Consider the following 14,067-nt stretch of genomic DNA (forward strand, 5'->3'; position numbering starts at 1 on the left):
CGATGAGGCGCTGACACTCGACAAAACCGCGTTTCCGCTTTAATGCGACGAGGTGTTTCAAGCCGGAATTTCCCGGTCCTTCGCAAGGTCGATCCCATGAGCATGGAAATGAGCAAGCCCGTCCCGCGTTCCGGTATTCTCGACATCGCCGCTTATGTGCCGGGCAAGGAGCATGCGCCGGGCGTCGAGCGCGTGTTCAAGCTCTCCTCCAACGAGACACCGCTTGGCGCGAGCCCCAAGGCCATCGAAGCCTTCCGTGCGGCTGCCGACCAACTGGAACGCTACCCTGACGGACAGGCGAAGGAGCTGCGTCAGGCGCTTGCCGACGTGCATGGGCTGAACATCGCCAACATCCTTTGCGGCAACGGCTCCGACGAGCTGCTCGGCCTGCTCTGCCACACCTATCTCGGTGCCGGCGACGAAGGCATCATCACCGAGCATGGATTCCTGGTCTACAAGATCCAGATCATGGCTGCCGGCGCGACGCCGGTGACGGTCAAGGAAAAGGATTGCACGGTCGATGTCGATGCCATCCTTGCCGCCGTTACAAAGAAGACCAAGATGGTCTTCATCGCCAATCCGGGCAATCCGACCGGCACCTATGTTCCGGTGAGCGAAATCCGCCGCCTGCAGGCGGGCCTGCCGAAGCATGTCATCCTCGTGCTTGACGCAGCCTATGCCGAATATGTTCGCCGCAACGACTACGAGGCTGGCCTCGAGCTCGTCTCGGCCAACCAGAATGTCGTGATGACCCGCACCTTCTCGAAGGTCTATGGCCTGGCGGCGCTCCGCGTCGGCTGGATGTATGCGCCGGTCGATATCATCGATGCCGTCAATCGCGTGCGCGGCCCGTTCAACATGAACAGCGCCGCCATCGCTGCCGGTGCCGCTGCCGTTCGCGATCAGGCCTTTATCGCCGAGACCGTTGCATTCAATTTGCAATGGATCGAGAAGGTCACGGCTGCGTTGGAGGCCATCGGCCTCAAGGTAACGCCGTCGGTCGCGAACTTCGTTCTCATCCATTTCCCCGAAATCGATGGCAAGCGCGCCGTCGAGGCTGACGATTTCCTCACCAGCCGCGGCTATATCGTGCGGGCGGTTCGCGCCTATGGTTTCCCGAATTCGCTGCGCATGAGCATCGGCACCGAAGAGGCCAATCTCGGCGTCATCGACACGCTGACGGAGTTTATGGGACGTAAGGCATGAGCACGACCCAGTTCGATCGCATTGCGCTGATCGGCATCGGCCTGATCGGCTCTTCCATCGCCTATGACATCAAGCGGCTGGGCCTTGCCAAGGAAGTGGTGATCTCGACGCGCAGCGCCGAAACGCTGAAGCGCGCCGAGGAGCTGAAACTCGGCGATCGCTATACGCCGTCCTCGGCTGAAGCCGTCAAGGGTGCCGATCTGGTCATCGTCTCCGTGCCGGTTGGCGCCTCGGAGAGCGTCGCCAAGGAAATTTCGGCGCAGCTGAAGCCGGGTGCCATCGTCACCGACGTTGGGTCGACCAAGGCGTCCGTCATCGCGCAGATGCAGCCGCATATGCCCCCCAACGTGCATTTCATTCCGGGCCATCCGCTGGCGGGCACGGAGAAATCCGGCCCGGATGCCGGCTTTCCGGGGCTGTTCAAGGGACGCTGGTGCATCTTCACGCCGGTTCCTGGCACCGATGCGGCCGCGATCAAGAAGCTGCGCGATTTCTGGGAAACCCTGGGCTCTCGCGTCGATGAGATGGACCCCGAGCATCACGACAAGGTGCTGGCGATCGTTTCGCATCTGCCGCATCTCATCGCCTACAACATTGTCGGCACGGCCGACGATCTGGAAACGGTGACCGAGTCGGAAGTCATCAAATATTCGGCCTCGGGTTTCCGCGACTTCACCCGTCTTGCCGCGTCCGATCCGACCATGTGGCGCGATGTCTGCCTGCACAATCGCGATGCCATTCTGGAGATGCTGTCGCGTTTCTCGGAAGATCTTGCGTCGCTGCAGCGCGCCATCCGTTGGGGCGAGGGCGACAAGATCTTCGAACTTTTCACCCGCACCCGTGCTATCCGCCGCTCGATCGTCGAGGCCGGCCAGGACGTCGATGCACCGGATTTCGGCCGTCATGCCCTGGATGTGAAGGAATAGAAATCCTCACGCGAGGGAGGGGCGGTCATGATCGTCAGACGCGGGCGCTCCGAAGATTTGCCCTGGCTCGTCGGTTACGACGATGCGAGTGAGGATTGGATCAGGCGCTGCATCCAATTCGAAGAATATTTCGTGGCCGAGCAGGATGGCGAACTGACGGGCTTCCTGCGATTCAGCCGCTTCTGGGGCAAAATACCCTATATGGACATGATCCGCGTGCTGTCGTCGCATCAGCGCGCCGGCGTCGGGACGGCCCTGTTCCGTGCTTGGGAAGACGCCATGATCGAAGAGGGCGAGCAGCATCTGATGACGTCAAGCGAATGGGCGCAAGCCGAGCCCCAGGCCTGGCATCGCCGCAATGGCTTTCAGGCTGCGGGCAGCATCGACTTTCGGATTGTCCAGCCGAGCCCGGAGATATTCTTCCTGAAGGATATCTCCGGCGCACGTAGAGGATAGGGCTTCAGATCGGCGGGATCTTGCCGAGCGGGATAAAGCCGCTGAGCGAGAGGCGGCCACGATCGGCGGTAAGGTCGACGGAGACCTTGTCGGCGCCGCTGGCAAGCGCCTTCAGCATCTTCGTGGCCGTCTTGATCAGATTCTTGGCGGCGGGAAGCGTGGTGGTCAGGCTATCGCCCCAAGGGCCGATCTGATTGATCTCCAGCTTGAACTGACCGGACAAAAATCCGTCCCCGTCGAAATTGAAGGGGCCGGAAAGCGTCATGATGCGGCCGTCGCCGATATCGATGACGGCTCGATGCAACACGCCCGCCGCTCCATGCAACCCCTCGCGGTCGCTGCCGTCGAGCAGGCCGGCCTTGCCCGTCAGCGTGACGCTGGCGCTTGTCGATGCGGTCGGCAGCGTCTGCGGGAAATCCTTGATCACGGCATTGGCATTCTCGACGCCGATGGCAAAATCCAAATCGTTGCCGTTCTGGCTGGCGTGCATCTCGGTGTGGGCGGCGGTCACATTGGCGCTCTGACCAGTGAAGGAGGAGACGATGCCTGCCTTCAACCCGTCGATAACGGTCTGGGTCCGCGCGACGCCACGGCCCTTGGCGACGAGGTTTGATTGCAGGTCCGTCCACTCGGCCGATACGGTCAGGCCCTGGGTGGTGCGCAATTCTGCCGGCGATTTGAGGCTCCAGCTAACGTGGTTGGGCTGGAAGACCGGCGCGGATGCGCTCAGCGTATCGAAATTGGCCGATACGCCCTGGTTCTGGTTGTCGACCATCACCCTGTCGCAGGTCAGCCCGATGGAGAAGGGGAAGCCGCTGAAGGCCATGTTCTCGCATTTTCCGGCAATGCCGGCGCTGTTCTGCTGGCCGAGCGCCTTCAAAATATTGGCCCTGACAAAGCCTGTCGCGTAATACCATCCGCCGGTATAGAGCGCGGCGAGAACCACCAACAGACCGAGCAGGACGAGCCAAAGGCGTTTGCCTCGACTGGTTGCTACGCTCTGGCTTGACGCTGCCATGTTGTTCTCCAATGGTTGAACCGAAGCTTCATAGTGATTTGGCGTTGGATATGGACGAATTTTGGGTATTTGGCTACGGATCCCTCATGTGGAATCCGGGCTTTGGTTATGACGAACGGGCCGAGGCCCTTATTTTCGGTTATCGTCGCTCGCTCTGCGTCCGTTCCTGGGTTCATCGCGGTACGGAGGAAAGTCCCGGCCTGGTGCTCGGCCTCGATCATGGCGGCTCCTGCCGCGGCATGGCTTTTCGCGTGCCGGCCTCCACTTGGGACGAGGTGCTGATCTATCTGCGCGAGCGGGAGCTGGTCACCAACGTCTATCTGGAAAAGACGGTGCCGATCCGGCTTGCCGATGGGCGGCGTGTTATCGCCGTCGCCTATGTCGTCGATCGCGCTCACAGGCAATATGCCGGCTCTCTGGATGCGGTCGAGGCAGCCCATGTGGTGGAAGCCGCCAGCGGGCGTTCCGGCCCGAACGATGCCTATCTCTTCAATACGCTGACGCATCTGCGCGATATGGGCATCCGCGATCACTGGCTCGAGCAGGTCGCCGGCGAAGTGGAGCGGATGCGAAAGGCATCCTGATTCCATTTAGTCCGGTTGCGAGCCTTCGCGCAGCTTCAAACCGCGGCGGTCACCGGTTTCGTCTTGCTGATTTCAGCCAGACGCTGAGCCGCCGTCGGCGGAATTGGCAGATGCGGGTTTTCAGCGATCGTCTCTACCAGCAGCTGGTCGCTTGCCTTTTCCGTTTCTTCGATCAGGCGCGCAAAGAAGACATCAGGGTCCAGGCCCGGCTCGATCGGCGGCAGGACGCGCACCTTGAGGTGACCGGGATATTTGCGGAAGGTGCGGCGTGGCCAGAACAGGCCAGGATGCATGGCGACCGAGACGACGGGAATCCCAAGGTCGCGGTACATGCGCGCGATGCCGTATTTGTAGACGGGCTCGGCGCCCGGCGGGCGGCGCGTGCCCTCGGGGTAAATGATCAGCTGCCGGCCGGTGGCGAGCTCTTCGCGCGTGCGCTTCAGGACGTCGAACATCACCTTGCCGCGCGCGCTACGGTCCACGGGGATCATGCGCTGCTTCCCGGCATACCAGCCGAACAACGGAATCCACATTAACTCACGCTTCAGAATGTAGACCGGATCGTCGAGATAGGGCAGCAGCGCAAACGTATCCCAGAAGGATTGATGCTTGGGCGCGAAGATGAAGCTGCCCTTGGGGATATTCTCCAGGCCTTCGACCTCGAAGGTCGTGCCGACGATCTTTTCCATCAGCCAGGTGCTGGATTTCGCCCATGCCTTGGGGATCGCGTAGGCGGCCTTGCGCGGCATGAGGAAATAGATCGGCGTCAACGCGATCATGCGAATGATCAGATTGGCATAGAAGAGTGTATTGAACAGGACCGAACGCAAGATAATCATCGAGGCTTTCCCAACGCGCCGGCTTGCGCCGGCATCCAAGGGTTTGCCTACACGATTACAACGTCAATAAAAAGTCGGTGCCTGCGTGGTTTTCGCGTCTTCAGGCGCGTCGTTATCGCAAAACCGCTGCACAGTTTGCGCGACATGCTTCAGTCGTCGTCATCGGTCGGTTGGCGCGACCTCAAGCCGGTCGGACGTCCAAGGCCGGTGATGTTGCGGGCGCCGGCGAGAAGCACCTTGGCATATTCAGAGATCATCGTGCGCAATGCGTTCGGATCCGTGAACCAGTTCTTGGCCTTCAGGTCGGAACTGACGACCGGATAAGGGATGAAATCGGTCGTTGGATCGACATATTTCAGTTCCGCCAGGCTGCGGGGCATGTGGTAGTTGTTGGTGACCACCAGGACGCTCTTATAGCCCTTGGCATGGATCCACTTTGCCGCTTCGCGGGCATTGCCGATGGTATCGAGCGCGTCATAACCGATGTCGACACAGCAGCTGAACAGATTGACGGAGCTCTGCGTCAGCCTGCGGATTTGCGATGGCGTGGTGGTCGGGTGCACGCCCGATATCAGCAGGCGGTTGCCGGCGCCGGAGCGCAGCAGTTCCACGGCCTGATCGATGCGTTGATAGCCGCCCGTCAGCACGACGATGGCATCCGCCTTGGGCTCGAGCGGCGGCTTCAGCGTCGTGATCGAATCGGCAAAATGCAGGAAACCGCCGAAAATGATGGCGACGAGGAAGATGAAGGCGAAGCCGCCCCAGCGCAGAAGACGCCGGAATAGGCTGCGGCGTACGGGTTTATCGCTGCTGGATTGCTCCCGCAACGGCTGCGAACTCACGGTCTTGCGAGTCGTCAGATCCATGCTCATGATTCGTCATTATACGACAATTGCGGCAAGGAACGGGCTGCCAATCGGCAAAAAATTATCACCGGGGCATCAATTCTGCACACTGTCGGATCTGCCGGGGTCGGAACGGATCAAATCGATCTCGTAAATCGTGCGCATCACGGTAAAGCGCGCCGTGAGCGTCGTGAGCAGGGCGATGACGATCATGGTCGCGAGGATGCCGATATAGCCAAGCGCGCCGACGGAAAATGTGCCGAAGAGGGCGGTTGCCTGGTCCGTCTGGGGCGTCGCGAGCGTGCGGCTCTGCAGGAAGCCGGCACTGGCGAAGAACAGGGCGGCCAGCGCGCTGCCGGCTGCCGATCCCTTCAGACTGATCTTCAGGAAATGCTTCTGGAATTCATTGGCGACGAAGGTGCTTTCGGCCCCGACGAAATGCAGTACCTCGACGATATGGCGATTGCCTGACAGTGCGCCGCGCGTGGCGAAGACGACGGTCAGGACCATGGCGGTGAAGACCAGCAGCAGGATGCCGGTGCCGATGAGAACGGTGGTGTGCGCCATTGATACGAGCCGGTCGACCCAGGTGCGATGGTCATCCAAGGTCGCTTGCGGGATCTGTGCCTTGAGCAGGCTGCGCATCGCCTCGAAATCCGGCGGATGCGTCTCGTCGATGGTGATGATGACGAGGCGCGGGACGGGCAGTTCCTTGATGTCGAGGCCGGCGCCGAGCCAAGGCTCGAGAAGGCGTGCGGTTGCCGCCTCGTCGACGATCTGGCCCGACTTGGTGCCGACGAAGCTGAGTGCGATATCGCGGGCGCTGGCGAGCGCCCTGTCCATGTCGAGATTGTCGTCAGGCTTGATCTGGATGGTGATCTCGCGGGAAATCTGGCTCTCCCAGCTCGCCGCCGTCGCGCGCACCATGCTGACTGCGCCGAGCGTGAGGCAGGCGAGAAAGGCCATGATGGCGATGACGACGATGAGTGCATTGCCCTGAATATTGGAGGAGGGCACGATCGGCCCTGTCGGGCGCACGCGCATCTCCGGGCGCTTGCGCTCCGCCGATGCTGCGGGCGCTTGCCGTGCCTGCGGCGCCTTGGCGTTCGGGGTATTCCTGCGGGGGCCGGGCTCAGTCATAGATATCGAGATGCCCCCCCGATAGAATCATGCGCCTCGCCTCGATCTGATCCATCAAAGCGAGGTCGTGCGTGGCGATGACGACGGCCGTGCCGAGGCGATTGAGTTCCAGAAACAGGTTGAGGAGGCGGCGCGCCATCGGCGGATCGACGTTACCTGTCGGTTCGTCGGCGAGCAGGATTTCCGGGCGGTCGATGAGGGCGCGGGCGATGGCGGCTCGCTGCTTCTCACCGCCCGAGAGCACCGGTGGCAGCACATTGATGCGCTCGCCGAGGCCGACCCATTTCAGCAGCTCCAACACGTCGGTGCGATAGGAGCTTTCCTCCTTGCCGCGCACGCGCAGGGGCAATGCGACGTTTTCATAAGTCGTCAGATGCTCGAGGAGGCGGAAATCCTGAAAGACGATGCCGACGCGGCGGCGCAGCAGCGGCAGTTCGCTGCGCGGGATCGAGGAGATCTCCCGGTCGAACATGCGGATCAGCCCGCGGGTCGGCTGAAGCGACATGAAGAGCAACCGCAGCAGCGTCGTCTTGCCGGCGCCGGACGGACCGGTCAGGAACTGGAACGATTTTCGCGGAATGTCGAAGCTCAGATCGCGGAGGATTTCCGGACCCATGCCGTAGCGCAAACCGACGTTCTCAAAATGAATCAACGGGCTGTCCAGTCTTCCGCAGTGTTCAATCAGGCGACTTGTTAACCAATGGCATTAACAGCCGGTAAATTTTTCTGGAAAGGCGCCCGATTCATGGCGATCTTTGCGAAGCATTAACCAATAAAATTTACGACTGGGCAGGATTCGTTTCAATGCCCAGATTGGCTATGGGCGTCGAAACCATGTGGATCAACCGCAAAGGAAGGCCATCATGGGCGCTTTTCGCCACCGTCAACAGCAGGCGGGGCTGGTATATGACCTCATTCCGCCCGAACGCGGATCGGGGGCTGGCCAGCCGCATCGCTTCGTGCCGAAGCCCGATATCGTCGATGCCGAATTCGTGACCGTTTCCGGCGCGCGCGGAAGGGCCGCCTCCGGCGTCAACATGCGCTATGGCGGCCGTGCCGCATCACGTTCGCAGCCGGCGACGCGCAGGAATGCCTTCTCGCGTATCCTCTCCGTCCTGCGCGGCGTCGAACAGGTTTTGCAGCAGGCGTCGCGGCGCAGCTTCGTGGCGCTCATCGTTTCCCTTGCCATATTGATCTTCGGTCTTTCGGGCGGGTTTTCCGGCCTTTCCGGCGCACCGGTCGCGACGGCGGCCGAGCCGCTGCAATTCTCGCATGTGACGCTGACGCCACGGGACGAGAATGGCCTGCGCGTATTGCGGCTGAATGGCATCATCGAGAATGTCAGCGGTGCTACGCTGTCTGTCCCGCAGGTGCGCGCCAATCTTTTCGCTGGCGATCAGCTGGTCAGAAGCATCGTTGTGGACACGCCGATCGATCGCCTCGGACCGCATGAAAGCCGCGGGTTTTCGACGCGATTGCAGCATCCCGGTGGAAAAACGCCGGATGTTCGGCTCTCCTTCATGCCTTAGGGGGTGTGTCGGGCTTGCTGATTGTGCTACGGGCTACAGCTTGATCGGCGGCCAAGGGCCGCGCAGCCATGGAGCATGCCAATCAATGCCTGTCGTACGCGGGAAGAATATCGAGCCGCTTTTCACTGCCGAGCAGATTGCCGAGCGCAATCACGCCATGGCGAAGGAAATCGCCAGCGGACCGACGAAGGACCTCCTCGTCATCGCAGTCCTCAAGGGCTCCTTCATTTTCGCGGCCGACTTGTTGCGCGCCTTGCATGAGACCGGGCTTGCTCCGGAGGTCGAGTTCATCACCCTTTCGAGCTATGGCGCCGGCACGGTTTCGCAGGGCGTGCGCATCGTCAAGGACATCGACAGCGACGTGAAGGATCGCGACGTTCTGCTGATCGACGATATCTTGGAATCGGGCCGCACGCTGCGTTTTGCCAAGGAGCTGCTCTATGAGCGCGGTGCCCGCCATGTCAGTCTGGCCGTCTTGCTCGACAAGAGCGTCAAGCGCCAGGAGGAGCTGGAGGCCGATTATGTCGGCTTCGAATGTCCCGATTATTTCGTCGTCGGCTACGGCATGGACGTTGCTTATGCTTTCCGCGAGCTGCCCTTCGTGGGCGTCGTCACGGGCGACGCTGCCTCGTGAATTTGCGTTAACGCGGACAGCCGAACTGGCTGTCCCATTCTGCTCCAGTGATCACCACTCATTAACCACGGAGCCTATCGCCCTCCCGTCGTTTACCTATCGCAAACGGAATTCTGGTGATTTCGGTCGCGGAACATGACGGACCAGGAGCACGGGCTATGGCAAAAATTCTGATCACGGAAGACGAAGACTCGCTTCGCACCTTCGTCGCGCGCGCATTGCGCCTGGACGGCCACGAGACTGAAGAGGCAGCCGATGGCGCCGAAGGTTTGGAAAAGCTGAAGGCGGGCGGCTACGACCTGCTGCTGTCGGATATCCGTATGCCCGTCATGGACGGCATCGAGCTTGCGCATCAGGCGCATTTGACCTGCCCTGGCATGAAGATCCTGCTGATGACCGGCTATGCCGAACAGCGCGAACGTGCCGACGATCTCATGGAAAAGATCGTCGATGTCGTCGCCAAGCCGTTTGCGCTGCCCGATATCCGCAAGGCCGTCGCTCGCGCCTTGGCCGCGTGATCCGTTCCCGCTCGTCCTACTGCCCCAGATTCAGCAATCGTTCCAGGTAGCTTCGCTCTTCGCTAAGCGAGGGATTGTTACTCAACCGCTCGCGAATGGCGTCGAGGATTTCGCGGGCGCGTTGAGCTTCGATGACCTTCGGCACCATTTCCTTATCAGGACTATCCAAGGGGCCATCCCGTAGCCGGCCAAGCGGATCGCGGCCGCTTGGGCCCGTTTGTCCCGGTATTTGCCCCTGGCCTTGACCTTGTCCCTGCTGCTGCATCTGCGCCATGAGCTGGTTCATCATGTCGCGTGTGCCCTTGCGCAGAGCGTCCAGTGCGCGACCCTGGCCCTGTACGGCGCCTTCGCCGTTACCCTCGGCGAGCTGGCCTGATGCGCCCTTCATTTCCTGCTGAGCCTTGCCGTAATTCTGGTTCGGCTTCATGCCGAGTGAGCCCAGGTTTTTCTGGAGTTCGCCGAGCTGCTTGCCAAGATCGTCCTGCTGCTGGCGCAGTTGCTTCAGCGCGTCGCGCAGCTGGTCTGCCGTCATGCCATCGGTGGGATCCTTGCCCTTTTGGCCCTGCTGGTTCTGACCTTGCTGCTGATCCTGCTGGCCCTGATTGCGCTGGCCCATATCCGGGCGCATCGGATCGCCGAGATTGGGTAGCGGCTGGTCCATCAGGCCATCGCCGTCCTCGTTGGAATCGCCGCGCTGCATGCGGTCGCGCATGGCCTGATCGAGCTTGAAGGTCTGATCCATCAGCTTCTGCTGATCGCGCATGATGCGGCCGAGCTTATCCATCTGCTCGCGCATCTTGTCATTTGCCTGGCTCTGCTGCTGCCCGGGTTGTGGCTTGCCGGCCTGGAGGCTGTTCATCAACTGCTGCAGCTCGGAGAGCATCTGCTGAGCCGCCTGGCGATCGCCGGAGCGGGCCAAGTTCTCGATCTGGTCCATCATCCGCTGCAGATCCTGCTGCCGCAGGATGTTGGCCGAGCGCTGGTTGGGCTGAGCCGGCATATTGCGCATGCGCTCCGCCAGTTCCTTCATATAGGCGTTCATCGCCTTGCGGAGCTCATCGGTCAGCTTCTTGATCTCGGCATCAGAAGCGTTGCGCTGCAGAGCGTCGGAAAGCTTCTGCTGGGCGTCGCGCAGGGCTTTTTCCGCATCGGTCAGCTGCGCATCTTCCATGCCGAGCGCGATCTGCCAGAGATAATCGGCCGTATCCTTCAGCGAAGCCTGGGTGTTTGCGAGCTTCATGCGCGTCAGCGCCGATTTAATAGCCAGAAAGTTGCCGAGATCGGGAATGGCCTCTTCCGGGCGGATGGTCAGCGACTTGTTGAGCTCGATCGCCTCCGGCATCTTGCGGGTATCAAGCGCAAAGACTTGGCGCTCTTCAGCGACGGCGGCAGCCAGCGGCTGGCTGAAATTGCGCGACGGCAGCACCATTTCGTAGGGTGCGCTGCGGCCGGTCTGGCCCGCGCCGTCCTTGGCAACCAAGGTAATGCGGACGCGCCTGCCGGCAAGCGGATCTTGCGTCAGGTCGCGGCTCGCCAGGCCCTTGCCGTTGCGACGGTCGCGGCGGGGAATGTCCAGCTTGTATTCCGGCAATCCATAGAGCGGGGTCGCGGCCACATCCGGAACGACAGGCACGATTTCGGCATGCGCTTCCTCGACGCCGTAATCGTCCTTGACCCTGAAGCCGAGTTCCAGTGCGCTGCTGGCGGTCGCATGCGGAATGCCATCAAAGGCGATCTCCGGCGGTTTGTCGGCGATCACATTGAAGGACCAGGACCTGCCGTTGACGGTGAGCGCGCCGCCCTTTTCAAGTTTCAGGACATGAGTGCGGGCAATCATGCCATCGGCGGCCGGCGAATTGGCATTGCCGGCTGTCGCCGGTTGTCCTGTGATGGGGCCGCTGCCGACTGGCGCTGCTTGTTTGACGGCATCGCCGACCTGTTCCGGAACCTCGACGCCCTTGCCGGTGCCGGCTGCCTGGAACAGGACCTTTTCGTCCGCCGACGTGCCGGTGACACGCACGGTGAGTTCCGAGAATTGCGGTACGTTGAGGTTGTCGCTGGCGTTGGCGACATTCCCGGTCAGGTAGATCGGTGCTTCGCCCGTGTAATAGGGCGGGGTGACCCAGGCATCGACGCGGACATCCGGATTGCTCGTCATGGAGACCGGCGCAGCGAAGACGTCGCTCAAAGAGCCGCCGTTGTTCGACATGGAAAAGCTGAAGGCCGTGACCAGCAGCAGTGCCGGAACGGCGCGTAGGGCAAAGCGGTCGTAGCGCGCGATATCCGGGCGGGGGAGGCCGGCATCCAAAGCGGCGATGCGTTCCGCCATGCGGGTCTGATGCTCGCGCCAAAGCGCGCGGGCAAAGGGGGTGTCGAGCGCGGGCTCATCCTCCTGCACGGTGACCGGCTGATGCGCGAGGCCATTGCGCTCCTCCAGCAGGCGGTCGGCCTCGCCGATGCTCGGCCAGCGCAGGCGGCGCAGCGGATGGAGGGAGAAGGCGAAACCGATGGCGAAGGCGGCAATCAGCAAATAGTGCAGAATATCCGGCGCGATGCGGAAAATGCCGAACCAGGCGGCAGACAGAAACAGGGCAAGAATGGACGCCGGCAGCAGCAGCCGCGGCAGAAGCTGCTCCGAGACCAGCACGATCCGGGCAAGGAAGCGCTTGACCGCAACCATGCGCGCCAGCGCCGGACGGGTAGCGAAAGCACCCTTTTTAGGGTTGCTGGGGCTGGTCATCGGTCCGGTCTTCTCCCGATCTGACGTTGATGGCTAACGCGCGTTGCGATCCTTCAGATTCGCTTCTTGCGCTTTATGTCTTTGATCTTTTGCATGTCGTTATCGCAAAACCGCGAAACACTCTTGCGCGACATGCTTTGGCTGTCCGTTGGGTGTTTTGGCCGGACGTCCCACACGTCCATGCTCGGGGCGCCCGGCGAGACACCATTCGAAAGAAGATAACATTCTTTGTGGCGAAGACGAGGGCAAGCGGCGCCAAAGGCTGTTTTTTCATCAAACTTCGCTGAAACGTGATCGCTTGCGCAGGGCCGGACGGGATTGCCCGTCTTCGCCCGCGTGCATGGGCGAAGACGATTATCCCTTGAGCCAGGCGGGAATCGAATCCAGCGCGATCAGCTCCTCATAGGTGCCGCGCGGGCGGATGACATGGAATTCGTTGCCCTTGACCAGCACTTCCGGAACCAGCAGCCGGCTGTTGTAGGTGCCAGCCTGCACGGCGCCATAAGCGCCGCCGGAGCTGACGGCCAGAAGATCTCCGGGCTTCGGCATCGCCATGTCGCGATCGAGCGCCAGATAGTCGCCCGTCTCGCAGACCGGGCCGACGACATCGGCCTTGATGCGCGGCGCGTTGGCATCGCTGACTGCGACCGGACGGATCTCGTGATAGGCCTCGTAGAGCGTCGGGCGGATCAAGTCGTTCATGGCGCCGTCGACGATGACGAAGCTCTTGTTGCCGGCATCCTTCACGTAGATGACTTCGGTTACCAGAATGCCGGCATTGCCGACGATCAATCGGCCCGGCTCGGTGACGATCCTGCAATTGAGGCCGCGCAGCTGGTTCTTGACGATCTGCGCATAGGCTTCAGGCAAGGGCGGCGGATTGTTGTCGTCGCGATAGGGGATGCCGAGGCCGCCGCCGATATCGACGTGATGGATGTCGTGACCGTCGCCGCGCAGGGTTTCCACGAGATCGCGCAGCAGCTTGAATGCATCGTCGAACGGCTGCAGCTCGGTGATCTGGCTGCCGATATGCATGTCGATACCAGTGACCTTGATGCCCGGCAGGCTGGCGGCGCGACTGTAGACGGCGCGGGCGCGCTCCCAGGAAATGCCGAACTTGTTTTCCTTCTTGCCGGTCGAGATTTTCGCATGCGTGCGGGCATCGACATCAGGGTTGATACGGAAGGAAACGGGCGCGACCTTGGCGGCGCGGACGGCGCGCTGGTTCAGCACCTCGAGCTCGGGCTCGGATTCGACGTTGAAGCAGTAGATGCCGGCTTCGAGCGCGACATCCATTTCCTGCGCCGTCTTGCCGACGCCGGAGAACATGATGCGGCTTGCCGGAATTCCAGCAGCCAATGCACGGCGCAGTTCGCCCACGGAAACCACGTCGACACCGGCGCCGAGGCGGCCGAGCGTCTTCAGCACCGCCTGGTTGGAATTGGCCTTCATGGCGTAGCACACCATGGCGTCGACATCGTCGAAAGCGTCGGAGAAGACCCGGTAATGTCGCTCCAGCGTCGCGGTCGAATAGACATAGAACGGGGTGCCGACCGTCTTGGCGATCTCTGAAACCGGAACATCCTCAGCGTAGAGGATGCCGTCTCGATACTGAAAATGGTTCACGGACGA

The 14,067-nt window shown here is 61.5% G+C and carries 14 protein-coding genes; 7 read left to right on the forward strand and 7 right to left on the reverse strand.

Annotated elements, in window-relative coordinates; all coding sequences use genetic code 11:
* The first annotated feature begins 96 nt into the window (after window positions 1–96).
* Genes hisC through QD409_RS09840 form a run of 3 tightly spaced genes read left to right on the forward strand, consistent with a single transcriptional unit; the run spans window position 97 to window position 2,588 of the window.
* Window positions 97–1,206 carry a histidinol-phosphate transaminase gene (gene hisC / locus QD409_RS09830; RefSeq protein ID WP_430762565.1) on the forward strand — a complete coding sequence of 370 codons (1,110 nt, stop codon included), beginning with the start codon at window positions 97–99 and terminating at the stop codon, window positions 1,204–1,206.
* Window positions 1,203–2,132 (forward strand): prephenate/arogenate dehydrogenase family protein, encoded by a 930-nt coding sequence (locus QD409_RS09835; protein ID WP_430762566.1) that lies wholly within the window; start codon window positions 1,203–1,205, stop codon window positions 2,130–2,132. Before hisC ends, QD409_RS09835 begins: the two co-directional genes overlap by 4 nt.
* Window positions 2,133–2,159: 27 nt before the next feature.
* A complete protein-coding gene (locus QD409_RS09840) occupies window positions 2,160–2,588 on the forward strand; it encodes a GNAT family N-acetyltransferase (protein ID WP_430762567.1) in 429 nt (142 codons plus the stop codon).
* Between the two features lie 4 nt (window positions 2,589–2,592).
* On the opposite strand, the gene QD409_RS09845 is transcribed toward QD409_RS09840, so the two are convergent.
* Window positions 2,593–3,606 (reverse strand): DUF2125 domain-containing protein, encoded by a 1,014-nt coding sequence (locus QD409_RS09845; protein ID WP_092853715.1) that lies wholly within the window; start codon window positions 3,604–3,606, stop codon window positions 2,593–2,595.
* A gap of 11 nt (window positions 3,607–3,617) precedes the next feature.
* On the opposite strand from QD409_RS09845, the gene QD409_RS09850 reads away from it, so the two are divergent.
* Window positions 3,618–4,190 carry a gamma-glutamylcyclotransferase gene (locus tag QD409_RS09850; protein WP_092853717.1) on the forward strand — a complete coding sequence of 191 codons (573 nt, stop codon included), beginning with the start codon at window positions 3,618–3,620 and terminating at the stop codon, window positions 4,188–4,190.
* A 35-nt stretch (window positions 4,191–4,225) separates the two neighbouring features.
* On the opposite strand, the gene QD409_RS09855 is transcribed toward QD409_RS09850, so the two are convergent.
* From QD409_RS09855 to ftsE, 4 genes are all read right to left on the reverse strand, one after another.
* Window positions 4,226–5,029, reverse strand: a complete 804-nt coding sequence (locus QD409_RS09855) for a lysophospholipid acyltransferase family protein (protein WP_430762568.1) — start codon at window positions 5,027–5,029, stop codon at window positions 4,226–4,228.
* Window positions 5,030–5,178: 149 nt separating this feature from the next.
* A complete protein-coding gene (locus QD409_RS09860) occupies window positions 5,179–5,901 on the reverse strand; it encodes a YdcF family protein (protein WP_092853721.1) in 723 nt (240 codons plus the stop codon).
* Window positions 5,902–5,970: 69 nt separating this feature from the next.
* A complete protein-coding gene (locus QD409_RS09865; RefSeq protein WP_425348561.1) occupies window positions 5,971–7,014 on the reverse strand; it encodes a cell division protein FtsX in 1,044 nt (347 codons plus the stop codon).
* A complete protein-coding gene (ftsE, locus tag QD409_RS09870) occupies window positions 7,007–7,666 on the reverse strand; it encodes a cell division ATP-binding protein FtsE (protein ID WP_092853723.1) in 660 nt (219 codons plus the stop codon). Before ftsE ends, QD409_RS09865 begins: the two co-directional genes overlap by 8 nt.
* Before the next feature lie 211 nt (window positions 7,667–7,877).
* Between ftsE and QD409_RS09875 the strand changes: the two genes are divergently transcribed.
* The 3 genes from QD409_RS09875 to QD409_RS09885 all read left to right on the forward strand — a co-directional run bounded on the left by QD409_RS09875 (window position 7,878) and on the right by QD409_RS09885 (window position 9,695).
* Complete coding sequence (locus QD409_RS09875; RefSeq protein ID WP_092853725.1) at window positions 7,878–8,543, forward strand: hypothetical protein; 666 nt, start codon at window positions 7,878–7,880, stop codon at window positions 8,541–8,543.
* 85 nt (window positions 8,544–8,628) lie between these two features.
* On the forward strand, window positions 8,629–9,177 hold the full coding sequence (gene hpt / locus QD409_RS09880; RefSeq protein ID WP_092853727.1) for a hypoxanthine phosphoribosyltransferase: 549 nt from the start codon (window positions 8,629–8,631) through the stop codon (window positions 9,175–9,177).
* A 158-nt stretch (window positions 9,178–9,335) separates the two neighbouring features.
* Window positions 9,336–9,695: a response regulator gene (locus QD409_RS09885; RefSeq protein WP_092853729.1), complete on the forward strand. Its 360-nt coding sequence runs from the start codon at window positions 9,336–9,338 to the stop codon at window positions 9,693–9,695.
* 16 nt (window positions 9,696–9,711) lie between these two features.
* Here QD409_RS09885 and QD409_RS09890 read toward each other — a convergent pair whose 3' ends face one another.
* Both QD409_RS09890 and lysA read right to left on the reverse strand, forming a co-directional pair.
* Window positions 9,712–12,435 carry a TIGR02302 family protein gene (locus QD409_RS09890; protein WP_430762569.1) on the reverse strand — a complete coding sequence of 908 codons (2,724 nt, stop codon included), beginning with the start codon at window positions 12,433–12,435 and terminating at the stop codon, window positions 9,712–9,714.
* Window positions 12,436–12,789: 354 nt separating this feature from the next.
* Window positions 12,790–14,061 (reverse strand): diaminopimelate decarboxylase, encoded by a 1,272-nt coding sequence (lysA, locus tag QD409_RS09895; protein ID WP_092853733.1) that lies wholly within the window; start codon window positions 14,059–14,061, stop codon window positions 12,790–12,792.
* Between the last annotated feature and the right edge of the window lie 6 nt (window positions 14,062–14,067).

It is taken from the genome of Rhizobium sp. BR 315 (assembly GCF_050577975.1).
In the GTDB taxonomy this organism is placed as follows: domain Bacteria; phylum Pseudomonadota; class Alphaproteobacteria; order Rhizobiales; family Rhizobiaceae; genus Rhizobium; species Rhizobium miluonense.

Coding starts and splice junctions, on each gene's coding strand:
- QD409_RS09845 (WP_092853715.1), bottom strand. CDS start 3,606: ATGGCAGCGTCAAGCCAGAGCGTAGCAACCAGTCGAGGCAAACGCCTT.
- QD409_RS09890 (WP_430762569.1), bottom strand. CDS start 12,435: ATGACCAGCCCCAGCAACCCTAAAAAGGGTGCTTTCGCTACCCGTCCG.
- QD409_RS09885 (WP_092853729.1), top strand. CDS start 9,336: ATGGCAAAAATTCTGATCACGGAAGACGAAGACTCGCTTCGCACCTTC.
- QD409_RS09835 (WP_430762566.1), top strand. CDS start 1,203: ATGAGCACGACCCAGTTCGATCGCATTGCGCTGATCGGCATCGGCCTG.
- QD409_RS09860 (WP_092853721.1), bottom strand. CDS start 5,901: ATGAGCATGGATCTGACGACTCGCAAGACCGTGAGTTCGCAGCCGTTG.
- hisC (WP_430762565.1), top strand. CDS start 97: ATGAGCATGGAAATGAGCAAGCCCGTCCCGCGTTCCGGTATTCTCGAC.
- QD409_RS09855 (WP_430762568.1), bottom strand. CDS start 5,029: ATGATTATCTTGCGTTCGGTCCTGTTCAATACACTCTTCTATGCCAAT.
- QD409_RS09840 (WP_430762567.1), top strand. CDS start 2,160: ATGATCGTCAGACGCGGGCGCTCCGAAGATTTGCCCTGGCTCGTCGGT.
- hpt (WP_092853727.1), top strand. CDS start 8,629: ATGCCTGTCGTACGCGGGAAGAATATCGAGCCGCTTTTCACTGCCGAG.
- QD409_RS09850 (WP_092853717.1), top strand. CDS start 3,618: ATGGTTGAACCGAAGCTTCATAGTGATTTGGCGTTGGATATGGACGAA.
- QD409_RS09865 (WP_425348561.1), bottom strand. CDS start 7,014: ATGACTGAGCCCGGCCCCCGCAGGAATACCCCGAACGCCAAGGCGCCG.
- QD409_RS09875 (WP_092853725.1), top strand. CDS start 7,878: ATGGGCGCTTTTCGCCACCGTCAACAGCAGGCGGGGCTGGTATATGAC.